An 18,349-nucleotide genomic window follows, 5' to 3' on the forward strand; every position below is an offset into this window, starting at 1 on the left:
GGGGCGTGGCGAGCCTGGCGGGCCGTGCCGCTCATGGGGTCCCGCCTGTCGGCGCCGTTCATCCGGCCGCCTCCCCTTCGGTGCCGCTGGTGCCGTCGATTCCGTTGGCGAGTACCCCGAGCAGGTCCTCGGCGAGCTCCGGCTTCAGCAAGCCGTGGGCGAGCGCCCGGTCGGCGGTGGCGCGGGCCATCGCCAGGTAGCCGGCGACCGTCTGCGGGGCGTGCCTGCGCAGCTCGGCGACGTGCGCGGCGACCGTGCCGGCGTCCCCGCGCGCGACCGGGCCGGTGAGGGCCGCGTCGCCGGAGCGCAGGGCGTTGTCCAGGGCGGCGCCGAGCAGCGGGCCGAGCATCCGGTCGGGGGCCTCGACACCGGCCGTGCGCAGCAACTCCAGGGACTGGGCTACGAGGGTGACCAGGTGGTTGGCGCCGAGGGCGAGGGCGGCGTGGTAGAGCGGGCGGTTCTCCTCGGCGATCCACTCGGGCTCGCCGCCCATCTCGATGACCAGGGCCTCGGCGGCCAGCCGCAGCTCCTCGGGCGCGGTGACGCCGAAGGAGCACCCGGCCAGCCGCTGCACGTCGACGGGGGTGCCGGTGAACGTCATCGCGGGGTGCAGGGCCAGCGGCAGCGCGCCGGCGCGCAGGGCGGGGTCCAGCACCTTCGCGCCGTACCGTCCGGAGGTGTGCACGAGCAGCTGGCCCGGCCGTACGGCCCCGGTCTCGGCGAGCCCGGAGACCAGCCCGGGCAGGGCGTCGTCCGGGACGGTCAGCAGCACGAGCTCGGCGCGCGCCAGGACCTCGGCGGGCGTGACCAGGGGGACGTCGGGGAGCAACTGCGCGGCGCGCCGTCTGGAGGCGTCGGAGACCCCGGAGACGGCCACCGGGCGGTGCCCGGCGAGCTGGAGGGACGCGGCCAGCGCGGGTCCCACGCGACCGGCGCCGACGACGCCGACGGTGAGCCGCGCGGGGCGGTCCTTGGGGTCTGGCTGTTGGCTTGTACTCACGCGACGGCGGCCTTCCCGTTCCAGTCCGCTCCGGGTACCGGACGATTTCTCGTCATGTTAACGCGATCGGTTCGAGGGGCGTTCGGTTGTCCACAGGCTGTGGGTTTCCGTGCAACGCGGCGCGTACGGGAATCGTGAGTCGCGCGTGTACGGGAACGTAGGTCGCGCGTGTACGCAAACCATGAGGCGCGTGGTTGCGGAAATACGGGTGCCCGCGCGGACCCGCGCGCGGGATGATCCCCGGCATGAGTGATACGGCGGGGCGGGACGAGCGGCAGGCGGGGCGGGTGTCCGGCGAGGAGCAGACCGAGCGGGTGTCCGACGAGGAACGGCGCAGCCGGCTCCGTGCGCGGCGTATCGCCGTCTGCCGGGCCGCACCGCGCGCGCTCGCCCGGCTCGGCTTCCTCGGCACCCTCCGGGAGCGTCTGGCGCTGCTGGACGCGGCGGAGGGCGTGTACGACCTGGACGAACCGTCGGACATGTACGGCGACGGTGTCGTCGAGGCGCTGGAGGAAAAGGTCACCGGGCTGCTCGGCACGGAGGCCGCCGCGTTCTTCCCGACGGGCACGATGGCCCAGCAGGTGGCCATGCGCTGCTGGGCGGGCCGCACCGGCAGCCCGGCCGTCGCCCTGACCGCGCTCGCCCACCCCGAGCTGCACGAGCGCAACGCCTTCAGCCAGGTCAGCGGACTGCGCCCGGTGCGGGTGACGAGTGAGCCGCGGCTGCCGACCGCGGCCGAAGTGCGCGACTTCGAGGAGCCCTTCGGGGCGCTGATGCTGGAACTGCCCCTCAGGGACGCCGGTTTCGTACTGCCGTCCTGGGAGGAGCTCACCGAGGTGGTGGAAGCCGCTCGGGAGCGCGACGCGGTGGTGCACTTCGACGGGGCCCGCCTGTGGGAGACCACCGTCCACTTCGGCCGCCCGCTGGACGAGATCGCGGGCCTGGCGGACAGCGTCTACGTGTCGTTCTACAAGTCCGTCGACGGGTTCGGCGGGGCGGCCCTCGCCGGGCCGAAGACGCTGGTGGAGGAGGCGAAGGCCTGGCGGCACCGGTACGGGGGCACGGTCTTCCAGCAGTTCCCGACGGCCCTGTCGGCGCTGCTCGGCCTGGAGCGGGAGCTGCCCCGGCTGCCGGAGTACGTGCGGCACGCGCACGTGGTGGCGGCCGCGCTGCGCGAGGGGTTCGCGGCGGCCGGGGTGCCGTGGGCGCGCGTCCACCCCGAGGTGCCGCACACCCACGACTTCCAGGTCTGGCTGCCGTACGACGCCGACGTCGCCGCGGAGGCGGCGGTCCGGACGGCCGAGGAGACGGGCACGGTCCTGTTCGGCAACGCTTGGGACCGGACGGGCCCGGGCCTGGCGTGCACGGAGGTGTACGTACGGGCCGCGGGCCTGGAGTGGACGGCTGAGGACGTGAAGGCGGCGGTCGGGGAGTTCGTTTCCCGGCTGACCCGTCGGGCCAGCCGGTAGAACTCCTGGCAGCCGCTGCCCCGGCCCCCAGCCCCCAGCCCCCAGCCCCCAGAAGCGCTCAGCCCGTAGGCCGCGGCCTCATCCCCAGCCAACGCCCCGGAATCCGCCGTACGCGCCCGTGCGCCGGGCGGCCCGCGAGCACGGCGCGGAACCGCCGGTGCTCGCGCAGTTCGCGCACCGTCCGCCCGTCGTAGTCCCGTCGATTGACGGCGGCCGTCAATCGGGGCCGGGTTGTCAGTGGCGGCATGCACCATGCGGGCATGAGCGTGAGCATCGACATCGCGGGGCTGCGGCCGGAGGGCGTCGCCGTCGTGCCCTCGCCCTTGGCCGAGCTCGGCATGGCGCTGCACGCGCTGTCCGAGCCGGGGCACCACCCGGGCCTGCAGGGCTGGGTGACGGGGGTGACGGCCCGGCTCGACCCGCACCTGGCCGACCGGATGTGCGAGGCCGACTTCCTGTGGCGGACGACGTTCTCGGACCTGTTCCTGCCGTGCGCGGGCATCCCGGGCGGTGCCACGCTGCCGGGCGCGACGCTCGCCGAGGAGCTCGACCTGCTGGACAAGCTGTCGGACGAGCAGTTCGTGGACGCGGCCCTGGAGTTCACCTGCGCCGTCCCCTACGGCGCACCGGGCCCGGGCCCGCTCGCCGACGAGGCACAGCGCCGGCGCTCCCTGGAGCTGGCCGCCGCGCGCGGGCCGCAGCAGGTGCGCTTCACCGAGCGGCTGCTGGCCGATCCGCCGCGTATCCGGGCCTGGCTGCGGCAGTTCCTCCAGGACTGCGACGAGGCGTTCTTCGCCGAGGTGTGGTCCCGGCTGCGTCACCAGCTCGTGGCGGACACCCGCCTCAAGACGGACCTGCTGCGGCACAAGGGCCTGGCCGGGGCGCTGGCCGCGGTGTCACCGGCGGTGACGCTCGACGAGGTGGCCGCCCGCATCACGGTCGACAAGCTGGGCGAGGGGCGCACGGCCACGGGAGCCGGTGGCCTGCTGCTCGTGCCGACGAGTCTGGGCTGGCCGCACCTGATGGTGTTGCACCGGTACGGCTGGCAGCCGGTGCTGCACTACCCGGTCGGCTCCCCGGAGCTCGCCGCGCCGCCCACGGTCGAGCAGCTGGCCCTCAGGATGACCGCGGTGTCCCACCCCGTCCGTATGCGCATGTGCCGCAACCTGGCCCGCAGCGCCTACACCACGAGCGAGCTGGCCCAGATCCACGGCATGACGGCCCCGGAGATATCCAGGCACCTGAGCGTGCTGAAGAAGGCGGGCCTGATCACCACGCGCCGCCGCGGCCGGTACGCGCAGCACCAGCTGGACGTGACGGTGGTGGCCCGGCTCGGCAGCGACTTCCTGGAGGGCATCCTCCGCTAGCTGTTCTGTCCGGGAGCCGCTCAGCCGGGCGGCCAGGACACCGGTCAGCCGTGTCCCCCGGCCCGCACCAGCCCCGTCTCGTACGCCAGGACCACCACCTGCACGCGGTCCCTGAGGCCCAGCTTGGTCAGGATGCGGCCCACGTGCGTCTTGACGGTCGCCTCGGACAGCACGAGCCGGGCCGCGATCTCGCCGTTGGACAGGCCCTGCGCGACCAGCACCATGACCTCCCGTTCACGGCCGGTCAGCCGCTCCAGCTCCTTGTGCTGGGGCTGCTTGCCGGTGCTGGGCAGCATCGGTGCGAAGCGGTCCAGGAGCCGGCGGGTGGTGGAGGGCGCGACCACCGCGTCGCCGCTGTGCACGGAGCGGATCGCGGCGAGGAGTTCGCCGGGCGGCACGTCCTTGAGCATGAAGCCGGAGGCGCCCGCCTTCAGCGCGGAGAAGGCGTACTCGTCGAGGTCGAAGGTGGTCAGGATGAGCACCTTCGGCGCCTCGGGGTCCGCGCAGATGCGGCGGGTCGCCTCCACCCCGTCCAGCTTCGGCATGCGCACGTCCATCAGCACCACGTCGACGGCGGTCGAGCGCAGCACCTCGAGCGCCTCCACGCCGTCGCCCGCCTCCGCCACGACCTCCATGTCCGGCTGGGCGGCGAGCACCATCCGGAACCCGGTGCGCAGCAGCACCTGGTCGTCGACGAGCATCACGCGGATCGTCATCGGGTCTTCTTCCGTTTCCGTCGGCAAGTGGTCGGCAGGTGTTCGGCAGGGTGGCGGACGCCGGGACGTCACCCGTCTGTTACAGGTGTCAACAAAGGACGTGCGGGGGCGTCATTGCGCGGGTTTGAGCGGGAGCAGGGCGCTGATGCGGAATCCTCCGCCCGGGCGCGGTCCCGCGTCCAGGGTGCCGCCGACCATACCGACCCGCTCACGCATCCCGATCAGGCCGTGGCCCTGCCCGTCGAGGCCGCCTTCCTCGTACAGCTCGTGCGGGGCGCCCTTGCCGTCGTCCTCGACGAGCAGGCCGAGCCCGTCGTCGAAGTAGACCAGACGCACGCTCGCGCCGGCGTTCGGTCCGCCGTGCTTGCGGGTGTTGGTGAGCGCCTCCTGCACGATGCGGTACGCGGTGAGCTCGACGCCGCTCGGCAGGGGGCGCGGGGTGCCCTCGACCTTGAAGTCGACGGGCAGCCCGGAGCCGCGGCACTGCTCGACGAGCTCCTCGATCTGCTGGACGTCGGGCTGGGGCACGTACTCCCCGGCCTCCTGGTGCTCTCCGGTGCGCAGGACGCCGAGCAGGCGGCGCATCTCGGCGAGGGCCTGGCGGCCGGTCGAGGAGATGGTCTCCAGGGCCTTCTTCGCCTGGTCGGGCGCGGCATCGAGGACGTAGGCGGCGCCGTCGGCCTGCACCACCATCACCGAGACGTTGTGCGCGACGACGTCGTGCAGCTCGCGCGCGATCCGGGCGCGTTCGGCGGCGACCGCGACCTTGGCCTGCGCCTCGCGCTCCTTCTCCAGCCGGGCGGCGCGCTCCTCCAGCTGCGCGAAGTAGGCGCGGCGGGTGCGGATCGAGTCGCCGAGCACCCAGGCCAGGGCGAAGGGCACGGTCTGCAGGACCATCAGGGCGACGTTGCCCGCGACGCCCGTCTGCTCGCTCGGCCAGCGCAGCTGCGCCGCGGGGGCCGCGCACAGGCCGGCGGCCAGGGCGAAGCGGGAGGCCCAGCGGGCGCCGTTCGCCGCGACCGTGTAGACGATCACCAGCAGGGCGAAGTCGGCGGGGAGTATCCCGACGTCCGTGATCAGCTGCGCCGCGCCGAGCGCGGCCGCCAGGATCAGCATCTTCTCCGGCATACGGCGGCGCAGCGCGACCACCAGGCACAGCAGCAGCGTGATCGGGACCACGACGACCGGCAGGTCGGCGCCCTCCGCCTCCTCCCGGGCCGCTCCGCCCAGCACGGAGATCCCGAACAGGACGAGGGCCCAGAAGCCGTCGACCCACGTCGGGTGCCTGCGGAGGAAGTCATAGAGGCGCTGCACATAACCCAGCGTAGGGAAGCGAGATGTGTGCAGAGGTCAACCGGAGGGCCGATCCGCATCGGGCGCGCGTACTCCGCAAGGTGGAGTTCTGGTTGTTGTGTGCGCGTAACCTGAGGCGGTGACAGCGGGGACGACGGACGAGTGGCGCGGGTGGCGCGCGGCGACGGAGACGGCCCTGTACGGGCCGGGCGGCTTCTACCGCAGACCGGAGGGCCCGGCCGGGCACTTCCGTACGTCGGTGCACGCCTCGCCGCTGTTCGCCGAGGCCGTGGCGCGGCTGCTGTGCCGGGTGGACGAGGCGCTGGGGCGGCCCGCGCCGCTCGACTTCGTCGACATGGCGGCCGGGCGGGGCGAACTGGCCAGCGGCGTGCTCGCCGCGCTCCCCGCCGGTGTGGCCGCGCGCACGCGCGCGTACGCCGTCGATCTCGCCGACCGTCCCGACGGCCTCGATCACCGGATCGAGTGGCGGGCCGAGCCCCCGCGGGGCGTCGCCGGGCTGCTGTTCGCCAACGAGTGGCTGGACAACGTACCCGTGGAGGTCGCGGAGGTGGACCGCGCGGGCGTGGCGCGGCGGGTGCTGGTCCGCGCGGACGGGACGGAGCGGCTCGGGGAGCCGGTCCGCGGGGCGGAGGCCGAGTGGCTGGCGCGGTGGTGGCCGCTGCCGGCCGAGGAGGGCCTGCGGGCGGAGATCGGGCTGCCCCGGGACGCCGCGTGGGCGTCCGCCGTCGCCCGCGTGGAGCGGGGGCTCGCCGTGGCCGTGGACTACGCGCACACGGCTCGGGCGCGCCCGCCGTTCGGGACGCTCACCGGGTTCCGGGAGGGCCGCGAGACAGCGCCCGTGCCGGACGGATCCTGCGACCTCACGGCGCATGTCGCGCTGGACGCGAGCGTGCTGCCCGGCGGGCGCCTCATCGGCCAGCGCGACGCCCTGCACGCCCTGGGCGTCACGGGCGCACGCCCCCCGCTCGCGCTCGCCTCCACCGACCCCGCCGCCTACGTACGGGCCCTCGCGCACGCGGGTGAGGCCGCCGAGCTCACCGCGCCCGGCGGACTCGGCGACTTCACCTGGCTGCTCCAGCCGGTCGGGATCCCGGAGCTATTTGTCGATGTCCCCGACCACGAAGAACAGTGACCCCAAAATCGCCACCATGTCCGCCACCAGCGTCCCCGGCAGCAGCTCGGTCAGCGCCTGGATGTTGTTGTACGAGGCGGAGCGCAGCTTCAGCCGGTACGGGGTCTTCTCGCCCTTGCTGACCAGGTAGTAGCCGTTGATGCCGAGCGGGTTCTCGGTCCACGCGTACGTGTGCCCCTCGGGCGCCTTGAGGACCTTGGGGAGCCGCTGGTTGATCGGCCCCGGCGCCAGCTCGGCGAGCCGGTCGAGGCAGGCGTCGGCCAGGTCCAGCGCGTTGTGGGTCTGGGCGAGCAGGCACTCGAAGCGGGCGAGGCAGTCGCCCTCCTGGCGGGTCACCACCGTCAGGACGTCCTGGAGCTCGCCGTAGGCCAGGTACGGCTCGTCGCGGCGCAGGTCGAAGTCGACACCGGAGGCGCGCGCGATCGGGCCGCTCACGCCGTAGGCGTGCACCGTCTCGGGCGCCAGCACGCCCACGCCCCGGGTGCGCCCCCGGAAGATCTCGTTGCCGAGGACCAGGTCGTCGAAGACGTCCATGCGCGAGCGCACGGCGGCTACGGCGGCACGCGCGCGTGCGGTCCATCCGGCCGGCAGGTCCTCCTTGAGGCCGCCCACGCGGTTGAACATGTAGTGCATGCGCCCGCCGGAGACCTCCTCCATGACGTTCTGGAGGGTCTCGCGCTCCCGGAACGCGTAGAACACCGGGGTGATGCCGCCGAGCTCCAGCGGATACGAGCCGAGGAACATCAGGTGGTTGAGCACCCGGTTCAGCTCCGCGAGCAGCGTGCGCGTCCACACCGCGCGCTCGGGGACCTCCATGCCGAGCATCCGCTCCACCGCCAGGACCACGCCCAGCTCGTTGGAGAACGCCGACAGCCAGTCGTGGCGGTTGGCGAGCACGATGATCTGGCGGTAGTCGCGCGCCTCGAACAGCTTCTCCGCGCCCCGGTGCATATAGCCGATCACCGGCTCCGCGTGCGTGATGCGCTCGCCGTCCAGGACGAGCCGCAACCGCAGCACACCGTGCGTCGACGGGTGCTGCGGTCCGATGTTGAGCACCATGTCGGTGCTCTCCGCGGCGCCGCCGATACCGACCATGGTCTCCGTCTGAGGAGTCATGCACACAGTCTCTCCTACGTACGCTGGCCTCATGGAGACGGGGAGCCCGCACGACGCGGGAGCGGCGGATGCGGCGGGGGCGGCAGGGGCCGGGGGAACACCCGGCCCGTCCGAGGTGACCGCCACGGGGGACGAGCCGGTGTGGACCGGGCTGCCGCCGGGGCTGCTGACGATGCGGCGGCTGTTGCTGGTGGTGTGGCTGGGGCTGGTGACCGTGGCCACCGCTGTGCTGCCGGGCATGTTCGCCGGGCCCGCGTGGGCCGCCTTCGCGCTGCTGCCGCTCGCCCTGACGGCATGGGGCTGGGTGATGCTCGGCCGCAACTGGCGGTCCTGGCGGTACGCCGAACGCGCCGACGACCTGCTGATCAGCCGGGGCGTGCTGTGGCGCCAGGAGACCGTCGTGCCGTACGGGCGGATGCAGCTGGTGGAGGTCACCTCCGGGCCCGTCGAGCGGTACTTCGGGCTGGCCAGCGTGCAGCTGCACACGGCCGCCGCGGCCACCGACGCGACCATCCCCGGCCTCGACCCGGCCGAGGCGGAACGGCTGCGCGACCGGCTCACCGAGCTGGGCGAGGCACGATCGGCGGGCCTGTGACGGCGCCGGGCGTCGACGACGCCGTACGGGGGACGCGGCCCGTGGCCGAGCGGCGGCTGCACCCCGTCACGCCGTTCAGGCGGGCGTGGGCGCCGGTCGCCGTGTTCGTCGGCTGGGCCGTGCACGACCCCGACCAGGCGCAGCGCCACCTGACCCGGCTGACCACGAGCACCCTGCTGATCGCCCTGGCCGTGCTGCTCCCGGCCGCCGCGCTGTACGGCTTCTGCTCCTGGTGGTTCACGCACTTCGCGGTCACCGACACCGAACTGCGCATCCGCACCGGCCTGGTGTTCCGCCGCACCGCGCACATCCGGCTGGAACGCATCCAGGCCATCGACGTCACCCAGCCGCTGCTCGCACGGGTCGCGGGCGTCGCCAAGCTCAAACTCGACGTCATAGGGACCGACAAGAAGGACGAACTCGCCTTCCTGGGCGCGGACGAGGCACGGACCCTGCGGGCCGAACTGCTCGCCCGGGCGGCCGGTTTCGCGCCCGAGACCGCGCACGAGGTCGGCGAGGCACCGTCGACGCGGCTGCTGCGGGTGCCGCCCGGCGTGCTGGCCGTGTCGCTGGCGCTGACCGGGGCGGCCTGGGGGTGGCTGATCGTCGCGCTGGTCGTCGTGCCGGTGGTGTGGCTGGTCAGCGACAGCCTGTGGACGGTGCTGGCGGCCGCCGTACCGCTGCTCGGCGCGGCGGGGGCGAGCAGCGTGGGGCGGTTCGTCACCGAGTACGACTGGACGGTCGGCGAGTCCCCCGACGGGCTGCGCGTCGACCACGGGCTGCTCGACCGCGCCCACGAGACGGTGCCGCCGGGGCGGGTGCAGACCGTGCGGATCGTCGAGCCGCTGTTGTGGCGGCGGCGCGGCTGGGTGCGGGTGGAGCTGGACGTGGCGGGTTCGTCCAACTCCATGCTGGTGCCGGTCGCCCCGCGCGAGATCGCGGAGTCCGTCATCGCGCGCGTGCTGCCCGGGATGACCGTGCCGCCGCACGCGGCGCTGTCCCGGCCGCCGCGCCGGGCTCGGTGGTGCGTGCCGGTGTGGTGGCGCGGGTACGGACTCGCCGTCACCGACACGGTGTTCGCGGCGCGGTCCGGGCTGCTGCGGCGGAGCCTGGCACTGGTGCCGCACGCCAAGGTGCAGAGCGTACGGCTGACGCAGGGGCCGTGGGAGCGGGCCCGTGGGGTGGCCGACGTCCATGTGGACACCGGGGCCAACAAGACGGTGACGGCACGGCTGCGGGACGCCTCCGAGGCCGCCGAGCTGCTGCGGGCGCAGGCGGAGAGGTCCCGGACGGGGCGCAGGGACGCGCGGCCGGATCGATGGATGGCGTGAGCGGGCCCAACTGCGCCCCCACCCCATCCCGCCCCGGCCGCAGCCCGAGCCGCAGCCGCAGCCGCGGCGCCGGCAACCGTCCGGCAGACCTCAGGAAGCCGCGCTCCGCAACCCCTGCACGTCGATCTGCTCCGTCTCGTCATGAGCCGTCAGGTCGATGACCTGGCCCACGGCACGCGACTCCTCGCCGGCCGGCTTGAACCGGGCCTCGGTCTCGGCCTTGTGCAGGGCGAGCGCCTCCTGGCCGACGACATCGGCGAGGTCCTCGTTCTGGACGGCCTCCAGGGCGGCCCGGGACGTCCCCTTCTTGGTGCCGAAGAAGTCGAACCCGCCCTCGGCCACCGGAGGCCGCACGGGCGCGGTCGGCGGTACGACGGCCACCGCGGTCGGCACGGTGAAGTGCCCGGCCGGCTGCTGGGCGGGGTGCTCGGGCTGGTCGGGCTGCGCGGGCTGGTCGGGCTGCGCCGTCGTCGGGGTGGCGGCGGTCGCGTGCTCGTGCCCGTCGACCGCCTCGGGCTGCCCCTGCGCCTCGTCCTCCTGCTCGCTGTGCTGCTCGCCCTGCTCCTGCGCGCGCTTCTGCTCCTGCGCGGGCGCTGATTCGTCGCCCTTCGGGGCGCCGTCGCCCTTCGGCGTGCCGTCGCCCTTCGGCGTGCCGTCGCCCTTCGGCGTGCCGTCGCTCCTCGGCGTGCCGTCGCCGTCCGGGACGGTGCCGTCCGGGGCGTCCCCGCCGAACCGCGCCAGCGCCGCGTTGGCCCGCAGGAACAGCTGGGAGCCCTCCGGCGAGAACACCGCGGGATGCGCCGACTTCTCCTCGGCGGTCTCCGGCTCGGCCCCGGCGTCCGACGCGGGCGCCACGTCCGCCGCGGAGACAGCGTCCACCGCGGCCGCTTCCGGACCCGCCGTCTCCGGGCCCGCCGTCTCCGGGCCCGCCGTCAGCGCACGCGCCGGAGTCGCGGCCTCGATCTCCAGCACCCGGCGTTCCTCCAGCACGCTCGCGCGCTCGGTCTCCGCCGTGGCGTACCGCCGCAGCAGCGCCGCGTGCTCGTTGCGCAGCCCCGCCAGCTCGGCGCGCTTGGCCCGCAGCCGCTGCTCCAGCTTCCCGCGCAGCTCGCGCGACTCCTCGAGGTCGGCCTCCAGTTCGGCGACCCGCTCCTCGAAGCGCCACTCGTCGCTCGCACGCGCGCGCGTGAGGTCGGCGACGCGCTTGCCCGCCTGGATGTCCCAGCGGCGCATGACGGCCGCGCCGACGAGCGCCGTGGCCGCGCCGGCCGCGGCCAGCGTGCGGAGCACGGCCGGCTCCGTGAACACCCATGGCCCCAGGGCGCAGACGAGAGAGACGCCTGCGATCGCCGACGGGGGCAGCAGCCTGTGCAGGGGCGGGGAATGGCGGTGACGTCCACGTGGCATGGCCAGAAACTTACCGCGCGTAGGCGAATCGTGGTGCCCCGCCCCGTAAAAACAAAGCCACACCGAAGGGTTCACAGGACATCAGGAACTCCCGGCACCGTGAATGGAGCCCGTGGCAGCCCATTGCAGCGCATTGGATCCCATCGGATCCCATCGGATCCCAATGGATCCCAATGGATCCCGAGGGAGCGCAGGGAAGCACATGGAACCCCGAATTCCGCAAGATCGTTTTCAGTGGCCGCCCAGCCGCCCGCTGATCCACTGCAGCGTCCCCGGAATCTCCCGCCGCCAGGTGTTGAAGTTGTGCCCGCCGCTTTCCAGGATGATCGACGAGATCCGGGTCAGCCCGGTGGCCTTCACGCGCTCGATGAACTTCAGGGTGTCCTTGTAGTTGGACTCGCCGACCCTGCTGCTGCTGACGAGCAGTGAAGTGTCGGGGGCGGGCATGTGCTTGAGGTACCAGAACAGGTTCGCGCGGTTCTCCCGTTCCTTGTCGCCGTGGAAGAGATCGCCCGTGGTGGGGTCGATCGGCGCCTTGTAGTACGGGGACAGACCCGCTCCGGCGGCGTACACGTCGGGATGGTGCAGGGCGAGCTTCAGCGCGCAGTAGCCGCCCGTGGAGTTGCCGATGATGCCCCAGCCGCCCGGCTCCTCGGCCACCCTGTAGTGCGCGCGTACGGCGTCTGGGAGGTCCTTGGCGAAGAACGACTCGGTCTGCGGCCCGCCCGGGATGTCCACGCACTCCGTGTCCCGGGGCGGCGCGACCGTGGGCCGCAGCATCACCAGGATCATCGGCCGCATCCGGCCGTCCCGGGCCAGTTCCAGGGCCGTACGCGGGTAATGCAGCTTCTCCACCAGCGCCGACGCGGTGCCCGGGTAGCCGGTGAGGACGACGGCCACGGGGAACGTGCGTGTGCGGTACTTCGGCTGGAAGTACTCCGGCGGCAGGTACACGTACGCGGGCGTTGCGATACGGGTCGTACGGCCCACGATGCCCACCTCCTGGATCTGGCCGCCCGTCTGGGGCCGGCCGCTGCCCGCCCCCGGCACCCGGCGGGTGTCGGCCACCCGCAGCGGCCCGCCGCTCGGCGTGTGGTCGACGACCACCCCCTGGTCCTTCTCCTGCCCGAACAGGTCGGCCCAGCTGGCGTAGAACCCGAAGGCCTGGTTGGCGGCCAGGCCCACCGCGGCGAAGATGGCCAGCTGGGTGGCGAGCAGCAGGCCGATCCGCCCGCCGACGGCCCGCCAGCCGCGCCGGGCCAGTCGTGGCCACAGCCACACCGTGCCGACGAACAGCAGCACGGCGGACAGCACCGCCAGCGCGAGCGCCTTGTTGCTCGTGAGACCCATGCCTGGTTACCTGCCTGCGCTCTGAGCCCGGGCGCGGTCTCCCCCACCCCTTCGCGGGGGCTTGCCCGGAGCTTTCCATGACCTTTGAAACGGCTTTGACGAGGGGAGTGAACCTCTCCCCCCGAGACACCGTCCTAGAGGGCGCAATGTCGCCGGATGCCCGAATCGGCACCGGATCCAAGGTCTCTCGCAGAACTGCAGGGTGCGATGTCTGTCAGGACAGATGAGGAAATGTCGGGCGAGGTTCCGGGTCGTACGAACCGTACGAGCGGTACCAGCCGTACCAGCGGTACGAGCGGTGCCAGCGGTGCCAGCGGTACGCGCCCGACGAGCCGTGTGCGCCGCGTGTTCCGTGGGCCCCGCCCCGAGGCCGTCCCCCTCCTCGTCGGCAGAGCCTGTGCCCTCGTGGGCCTCGTCGACATCGCCGCGGGCGTCTTCCCGCGCTTCCGGCACAGCCGGATGCACGCCATCGCCGAGGTGCTGCCCGGCGCGCTCGGCCCGTTCGCGGCCGCGCTGTCGCTGAGCGCCGGTGTGCTGTTGCTACTGCTCGCCCACGGCCTCAAGCGCGGCAAGCGCCGGGCGTGGCGGGCCGCCGTGGCGCTGCTGCCGGCCGGTGCCGTGGCGCAGTTCACGTACCGGCACTCGATCGTGGGCGTACTGGTCTCGCTCGCGCTGCTCGCGCCCCTGCTGCGCCACCGCGACCAGTTCAGGGCGCTGCCCGACCCGCGCAGCCGCTGGCGTGCGCTCGCCAACTTCGTCCTCATGGGCGCCGGTTCGCTCGCCCTGGGCCTGGTCATCGTCAGCGTCCACACCGACCGCATGGTCGGCGACCCCAGCCTGGCCGACCGCCTCACCCACGTCGTCTACGGCCTGTTCGGCTTCGAGGGCCCGGTCGACTACCAGGGCAACACCTCCTGGACGGTCGCCTTCTCCCTCGGCGCCCTCGGCCTGCTCACCGCCGTCACCACCATCTACCTGGCCTTCCGCCCCGAACACCCGGCCGCCCACCTCACCCCTGAGGACGAGGAACGCCTGCGCGCCCTGCTGGACAAGCACGGCGCCCGCGACTCCCTCGGCCACTTCGCGCTGCGCCGCGACAAGGCCGTCGTCTTCTCCCCCAGCGGCAAGGCGGCCGTGACCTACCGCGTCGTCTCCGGCGTGATGCTCGCCAGCGGCGACCCCATCGGTGACGTCGAGGCCTGGCCGGGCGCCATCGAACGCTTCATGGACGAGGCCAAGGCCCACTCCTGGACCCCCGCCGTCATGGGCTGCTCCGAGACCGGCGGCGAGGTGTGGACCCGCGAGACCGGGCTCGACGCCCTCGAACTGGGCGACGAGGCGGTGGTGGACGTCAAGGATTTCTCACTCGCCGGCCGCGCGATGCGCAATGTGCGCCAGATGGTCAAGCGCATCGAGCGCGCCGGTTACGAAACTCGGGTACGACGTGTCCGTGACCTCGGCGAGGCCGAGCTGGACCGCATCCGCCGCGCCGCCGACGACTGGCGCGGCACCGACACCGAACGCGGCTTCTCCATGGCGCTGGGCCGCATAGGCGACCCCGCCGACGGCGACTGCCTGATCGCCACCGCCCACAAGGCGGACGACCGGCCCGGCCCGTACGGCGACCTCAAGGCGATCCTCCACTTCGTGCCGTGGGGCACGGACGGCGCCTCCCTCGACCTGATGCGCCGCGACCGCTCGGCCGACCCCGGCATGAACGAGCTGCTGATCGTGGCCGCCCTCCAAGCGGCCCCGCGGCTCGGCATCGAGCGGGTCTCGCTGAACTTCGCCATGTTCCGCTCGGCCCTGGCGCGCGGCGAGAAGATCGGCGCGGGCCCGGTGCTGCGCGCCTGGCGCGGGCTGCTGGTGTTCCTCTCCCGCTGGTTCCAGATCGAGTCCCTGTACAAGTTCAACGCCAAGTTCCAGCCCCGCTGGGAGCCCCGCTTCGTCGTCTACCGAGCCTCCGCCGACCTGCCGCGCATCGGCTTCGCCGCCATGCAGGCGGAAGGTTTCGTCAACCTCGCCCTGCCGCTGCCGCGTTTCCTGCGCCACCGGCGCACCGGCACGAAGCGTCCGTGCGCCCACCAGGCGACGGCCGAGCGCAACGTCCGCGCGGCGTGACGACCACTGCGAGACACCCCTGACCGGCCCGAGCGGAAGCCGAGCCCCCCGCCCCGGGGCTTCCGCTCGGGCCCCCGCGTCCTGCGCCCGCCCCCGGGCCTACGCTGAACATATGAGCAACCAGAGCGGACGCGGGCGCGTGGCAGGCCTTCCGGAATGGGACCGCTGCGCGGTCATGGGAGTCGTCAACGTGACCCCCGACTCCTTCTCCGACGGCGGCCGCTGGTTCGACACGACGGCCGCCGTCAAACACGGCCTGGCCCTCGTCAGCGAGGGCGCGGACCTGGTCGACGTCGGCGGCGAGTCCACCCGCCCCGGCGCCACCCGCGTCGACGAGGCCGAGGAACTCAGGCGTGTCATCCCCGTCGTCCGCGGCCTGGCCTCCGAGGGCGTCACCGTCTCCGTCGACACCATGCGCGCCTCGGTCGCCGAGCAGGCCCTCGCGGCCGGCGCCGCCCTCGTCAACGACGTCAGCGGCGGCCTCGCCGATCCCGCGATGGTCCCGGTGGTGGCGCAGGCGGGCGCCCCCTTCGTCGTCATGCACTGGCGCGGCTTCCTCCAGGGCGGCAACGTCAAGGGCGTCTACGACGACGTCGTCACGGAAGTCGTCGACGAGCTGCACGCGCGCGTGGCGGCCGTCCTGGACGGCGGCATCGCGCCCGACCGGATCATCGTCGACCCCGGCCTCGGCTTCTCCAAGGACGCCGAGCACGACCTCGCGCTCCTCGCCCGCCTCGACCGCGTCCTCGGCCTCGGCCACCCGGTGCTCGTCGCCGCCTCCCGCAAGCGGTTCCTCGGCCGCGTCCTCGCCGGCCCGGACGGTGCGCCCCCGCCGGCCCGCGAGCGCGACGCGGCCACCGCCGCCGTCTCCGCCCTCGCGGCGCACGCCGGCGCCTGGGCCGTACGCGTCCACGAGGTACGCGCGACGGCGGACGCGGTACGGGTCGCGCGCGCCCTGCGGGAGGCACGCGAAGCGGGCCACGGCGCAGCAGCAGGGAACGGCACAGCAGCAGGGAACAGCACAGAAGGAGCCCGGTGAGCGCCCCCCACACCGACGTCGAGCAGGTCGAGGCCGCCAACACCGCCTTCTACGAGGCGATGGAACGAGGCGACTTCGAGGAGCTGGCGTCCCTCTGGCTCACCCCCGCCGACCTGGGCATCGACGAGTCCTACCACGACCCCGCGGACGCCGGCGTGGTCTCCTGCGTGCACCCGGGCTGGCCGGTTCTCACCGGTCGCGGCGAGGTCCTCAGGTCGTACGCCCTGATCATGGCGAACACCGACTACATCCAGTTCTTCCTCACCGACGTGCATGTCTCGGTCACCGGCGACACCGCCCTGGTGACCTGCACCGAGAACATCCTCAGCGGCGGCCCCGCCCCCGAGGGCGGCGAGCTGGGCCCGCTCGTCGGCCAGCTCGTGGTCGCCACCAACGTGTTCCGGCGCACACCCGACGGCTGGAAGCTCTGGTCGCACCATGCCTCCCCCGTTCTGGCCGAAAACGACGAGAACGGCGAGAACGGCGAGCACATCGAGAACACGGACGGCGACTCACCCGCCTGAGTGGGTAGGCGCTGTACGGGAACCGGGACAGGCCGGGACGGTCGAGGAAGGGTCAGGAAGGTCAGGACGGGCGAGGACGGACGAGGACGGGCCGGGGCGGGGTTGCCTCGCGGGCACCAGGAAGTGGTTGGAATCACGAACGCACGGGTAGGGGCGGCTACCAGCCCGTGAGCCGCCGGGTTCCTCAGGGGAAACGCACGATGAATCCTCCTGGCCCCGGCCCGGGCCCACGCCCCCATGGCCCGGCCCTGTCCGTGCCCGCAGGTAGATTCGACTGAGGCCGGTATGCCGCCCGCATACGGCACGGACCGGCCGTGACCGACGATTGCAGGAGTGATTCGCGTGGATCGTGTCGCGCTGCGCGGCCTGAAGGCCCGCGGGCACCACGGAGTGTTCCCCAAGGAGCGCGAGGAGGGTCAGACCTTCATCGTGGACCTCGTCCTGGGACTGGACGCCCGGCCGGCCGCCGCCGACGACGACCTGGCGAAGACCGTGCACTACGGCATCGTGGCGGAGGAGGTCGTGGCCGTCGTCGAGGGCGAGCCCGTCAACCTCATCGAGACGCTCGCCGAGCGCATCGCCCAGGCCTGCCTGAAGCACGACGGGGTCCAGGAGGTCGAGGTCTGCGTCCACAAACCGGACGCGCCGATCACGGTCCCCTTCGACGACGTGACCGTCACCATCACCCGGAGCCGAGTATGACCGCGCCGTTCACCAAGGGTCACAGCGACCCGACCGTACAGCCCGTACCCGCCTCCGTCGTCGAGAAGGTCGACGCCGCCGACACCACTCTGCACAACCCGCAGCGGGCCGTGATCTCCATCGGCGCCAACCTCGGCAACCGTCTGGACACCCTCCAGGGCGCCATCGACGCCCTCGAGGACACCCCCGGCGTCCGCGTCAAGGCGGTCTCCCCCGTCTACGAGACCGAACCCTGGGGCGTGGAGCCCGGCACGCAGCCGTCCTACTTCAACGCGGTCGTGGTCCTCAAGACCACCCTCCCCCCGTCCTCCCTCCTGGAGCGCGCGCACGCCGTCGAGGAGGCCTTCCACCGCGTCCGGGACGAACGCTGGGGCCCGCGCACCCTCGACGTCGACATCGTCGCCTATGCCGACGTCGTCTCCGACGACCCGCACCTCACGCTCCCTCACCCGCGCGCCCACGAACGCGCCTTCGTCCTCGCGCCCTGGCACGACGTGGACCCCGAGGCCCAGCTCCCCGGCCGCGGCCCGGTCGCCGATCTGCTCGGCGCGGTCACCCGCCACGGCGTCGCCCGCCGCACCGACCTGGAACTCCGGCTGCCCGAATAGCCGTTAAGGTCAAGACGACCACATTCCGTGGGCCCCGGGGGAACCGAAAGGACACCGTGAGAGAGCTGCGCATCAGGGTGCTGGCCGGCGTCTTCGTCGTCGCCGGGGTGCTGTCCTGGGCGGGCGCCCGCCTCTGGAACTCGATCGGGACCCTGCCGAGCGTCCCCCTGGCCGCCCCCATCGTCCTGGCTCTGATCGCCGTGGTCCTCATGGCCACGGCGCTGTCCATCCGCGCCCGCCTCAAGGCCCAGCGCGAGCGCCGCCCCGAGGCCAAGGGCGTCGACCCCCTGATGGCGGCCCGAGCGGTCGTTTTCGGCCAGGCCAGCGCCCTGGTAGCCGCCCTCGTCACCGGCATGTACGGCGGCGCGGGCGTCTTCCTGCTGGAATCCCTCGACATCCCGGCCCGCCGCGACCAGGCCATCTACGCCGGCTTCTCGGTCCTGGCCGGCATCGCCGTCATAGCGGCGGCCTTCTTCCTGGAGCGCGTCTGCAAGCTCCCGGAGGACGACGAACAGGGCGGGGCGGGGGCGGCGCCGGCGGCGTGAGGCTCTCCGCGGC

The 18,349-nt window shown here is 73.2% G+C and carries 17 protein-coding genes; 11 read left to right on the top strand and 6 right to left on the bottom strand.

Annotated features, from left to right (window positions below; genetic code table 11):
- Positions 1 to 58 precede the first annotated feature (58 nt).
- Complete coding sequence (locus ACYVMZ_RS34105; RefSeq protein ID WP_461086682.1) at positions 59 to 1,000, bottom strand: Rossmann-like and DUF2520 domain-containing protein; 942 nt, start codon at positions 998 to 1,000, stop codon at positions 59 to 61.
- Positions 1,001 to 1,233: 233 nt separating this feature from the next.
- Here ACYVMZ_RS34105 and ACYVMZ_RS34110 point away from each other — a divergent pair, with 233 nt between their 5' ends.
- Together ACYVMZ_RS34110 and ACYVMZ_RS34115 are read left to right on the top strand one after the other, a co-directional pair.
- A complete protein-coding gene (locus ACYVMZ_RS34110) occupies positions 1,234 to 2,469 on the top strand; it encodes a threonine aldolase family protein (RefSeq protein ID WP_461086684.1) in 1,236 nt (411 codons plus the stop codon).
- Between the two features lie 260 nt (positions 2,470 to 2,729).
- The gene (locus ACYVMZ_RS34115) at positions 2,730 to 3,836 is read left to right on the top strand and encodes a DUF5937 family protein (RefSeq protein WP_461086686.1); all 1,107 of its coding nucleotides are present in this window, start codon (positions 2,730 to 2,732) and stop codon (positions 3,834 to 3,836) included.
- A gap of 44 nt (positions 3,837 to 3,880) precedes the next feature.
- Here ACYVMZ_RS34115 and ACYVMZ_RS34120 read toward each other — a convergent pair whose 3' ends face one another.
- Together ACYVMZ_RS34120 and ACYVMZ_RS34125 are read right to left on the bottom strand one after the other, a co-directional pair.
- Entirely contained in the window at positions 3,881 to 4,552 is a 672-nt protein-coding gene (locus ACYVMZ_RS34120) for a response regulator transcription factor (RefSeq protein ID WP_461086688.1), read from the bottom strand.
- 111 nt (positions 4,553 to 4,663) lie between these two features.
- A complete protein-coding gene (locus ACYVMZ_RS34125; protein ID WP_461086690.1) occupies positions 4,664 to 5,866 on the bottom strand; it encodes a sensor histidine kinase in 1,203 nt (400 codons plus the stop codon).
- A 118-nt stretch (positions 5,867 to 5,984) separates the two neighbouring features.
- Between ACYVMZ_RS34125 and ACYVMZ_RS34130 the strand changes: the two genes are divergently transcribed.
- Positions 5,985 to 6,998, top strand: a complete 1,014-nt coding sequence (locus tag ACYVMZ_RS34130; protein ID WP_461086692.1) for an SAM-dependent methyltransferase — start codon at positions 5,985 to 5,987, stop codon at positions 6,996 to 6,998.
- Here ACYVMZ_RS34130 and ACYVMZ_RS34135 read toward each other — a convergent pair.
- Entirely contained in the window at positions 6,963 to 8,114 is a 1,152-nt protein-coding gene (locus tag ACYVMZ_RS34135; RefSeq protein ID WP_461086694.1) for an NADH-quinone oxidoreductase subunit D, read from the bottom strand. The two genes, ACYVMZ_RS34130 and ACYVMZ_RS34135, sit on opposite strands and share 36 nt — an antisense overlap.
- A gap of 31 nt (positions 8,115 to 8,145) precedes the next feature.
- Here ACYVMZ_RS34135 and ACYVMZ_RS34140 point away from each other — a divergent pair, with 31 nt between their 5' ends.
- Together ACYVMZ_RS34140 and ACYVMZ_RS34145 are read left to right on the top strand one after the other, a co-directional pair.
- Positions 8,146 to 8,709, top strand: a complete 564-nt coding sequence (locus tag ACYVMZ_RS34140) for a PH domain-containing protein (protein WP_461086696.1) — start codon at positions 8,146 to 8,148, stop codon at positions 8,707 to 8,709.
- Positions 8,706 to 10,040: a PH domain-containing protein gene (locus ACYVMZ_RS34145; RefSeq protein ID WP_461086698.1), complete on the top strand. Its 1,335-nt coding sequence runs from the start codon at positions 8,706 to 8,708 to the stop codon at positions 10,038 to 10,040. The genes ACYVMZ_RS34140 and ACYVMZ_RS34145 overlap by 4 nt, the downstream gene beginning before the upstream one ends.
- Before the next feature lie 90 nt (positions 10,041 to 10,130).
- Here ACYVMZ_RS34145 and ACYVMZ_RS34150 read toward each other — a convergent pair whose 3' ends face one another.
- Positions 10,131 to 11,447, bottom strand: a complete 1,317-nt coding sequence (locus ACYVMZ_RS34150) for a hypothetical protein (RefSeq protein ID WP_461086700.1) — start codon at positions 11,445 to 11,447, stop codon at positions 10,131 to 10,133.
- Positions 11,448 to 11,678: 231 nt separating this feature from the next.
- Positions 11,679 to 12,797, bottom strand: coding sequence for an alpha/beta hydrolase (locus tag ACYVMZ_RS34155; RefSeq protein WP_461086702.1), 1,119 nt, complete (start codon positions 12,795 to 12,797; stop codon positions 11,679 to 11,681).
- 231 nt (positions 12,798 to 13,028) lie between these two features.
- Between ACYVMZ_RS34155 and ACYVMZ_RS34160 the strand changes: the two genes are divergently transcribed.
- From ACYVMZ_RS34160 to ACYVMZ_RS34185, 6 genes are all read left to right on the top strand, one after another.
- Entirely contained in the window at positions 13,029 to 14,918 is a 1,890-nt protein-coding gene (locus ACYVMZ_RS34160; RefSeq protein ID WP_461086704.1) for a phosphatidylglycerol lysyltransferase domain-containing protein, read from the top strand.
- Between the two features lie 112 nt (positions 14,919 to 15,030).
- Complete coding sequence (gene folP / locus ACYVMZ_RS34165) at positions 15,031 to 15,957, top strand: dihydropteroate synthase (protein WP_461086706.1); 927 nt, start codon at positions 15,031 to 15,033, stop codon at positions 15,955 to 15,957.
- Positions 15,954 to 16,481 (top strand): nuclear transport factor 2 family protein, encoded by a 528-nt coding sequence (locus ACYVMZ_RS34170; protein WP_461086708.1) that lies wholly within the window; start codon positions 15,954 to 15,956, stop codon positions 16,479 to 16,481. The genes folP and ACYVMZ_RS34170 overlap by 4 nt, the downstream gene beginning before the upstream one ends.
- Positions 16,482 to 16,823: 342 nt before the next feature.
- Positions 16,824 to 17,183: a dihydroneopterin aldolase gene (folB, locus tag ACYVMZ_RS34175; RefSeq protein WP_461086710.1), complete on the top strand. Its 360-nt coding sequence runs from the start codon at positions 16,824 to 16,826 to the stop codon at positions 17,181 to 17,183.
- The gene (gene folK, locus ACYVMZ_RS34180; RefSeq protein ID WP_461086712.1) at positions 17,180 to 17,791 is read left to right on the top strand and encodes a 2-amino-4-hydroxy-6-hydroxymethyldihydropteridine diphosphokinase; all 612 of its coding nucleotides are present in this window, start codon (positions 17,180 to 17,182) and stop codon (positions 17,789 to 17,791) included. Before folB ends, folK begins: the two co-directional genes overlap by 4 nt.
- 56 nt (positions 17,792 to 17,847) lie before the next feature.
- Positions 17,848 to 18,336 carry a DUF3180 domain-containing protein gene (locus ACYVMZ_RS34185; protein ID WP_461086714.1) on the top strand — a complete coding sequence of 163 codons (489 nt, stop codon included), beginning with the start codon at positions 17,848 to 17,850 and terminating at the stop codon, positions 18,334 to 18,336.
- The last annotated feature ends 13 nt before the right edge of the window (positions 18,337 to 18,349 follow it).

Source organism: Streptomyces deserti (genome assembly GCF_054782695.1).

Excerpts from the sequence above, each read along its gene's own strand:
- ACYVMZ_RS34110 (WP_461086684.1), top strand. The coding sequence starts at position 1,234 with ATGATCCCCGGCATGAGTGATACGGCGGGGCGGGACGAGCGGCAGGCG.
- ACYVMZ_RS34115 (WP_461086686.1), top strand. The coding sequence starts at position 2,730 with ATGAGCGTGAGCATCGACATCGCGGGGCTGCGGCCGGAGGGCGTCGCC.
- ACYVMZ_RS34120 (WP_461086688.1), bottom strand. The coding sequence starts at position 4,552 with ATGACGATCCGCGTGATGCTCGTCGACGACCAGGTGCTGCTGCGCACC.
- ACYVMZ_RS34135 (WP_461086694.1), bottom strand. The coding sequence starts at position 8,114 with ATGACTCCTCAGACGGAGACCATGGTCGGTATCGGCGGCGCCGCGGAG.
- ACYVMZ_RS34140 (WP_461086696.1), top strand. The coding sequence starts at position 8,146 with ATGGAGACGGGGAGCCCGCACGACGCGGGAGCGGCGGATGCGGCGGGG.
- ACYVMZ_RS34150 (WP_461086700.1), bottom strand. The coding sequence starts at position 11,447 with ATGCCACGTGGACGTCACCGCCATTCCCCGCCCCTGCACAGGCTGCTG.
- ACYVMZ_RS34155 (WP_461086702.1), bottom strand. The coding sequence starts at position 12,797 with ATGGGTCTCACGAGCAACAAGGCGCTCGCGCTGGCGGTGCTGTCCGCC.
- ACYVMZ_RS34160 (WP_461086704.1), top strand. The coding sequence starts at position 13,029 with ATGTCGGGCGAGGTTCCGGGTCGTACGAACCGTACGAGCGGTACCAGC.
- folP (WP_461086706.1), top strand. The coding sequence starts at position 15,031 with ATGAGCAACCAGAGCGGACGCGGGCGCGTGGCAGGCCTTCCGGAATGG.
- folK (WP_461086712.1), top strand. The coding sequence starts at position 17,180 with ATGACCGCGCCGTTCACCAAGGGTCACAGCGACCCGACCGTACAGCCC.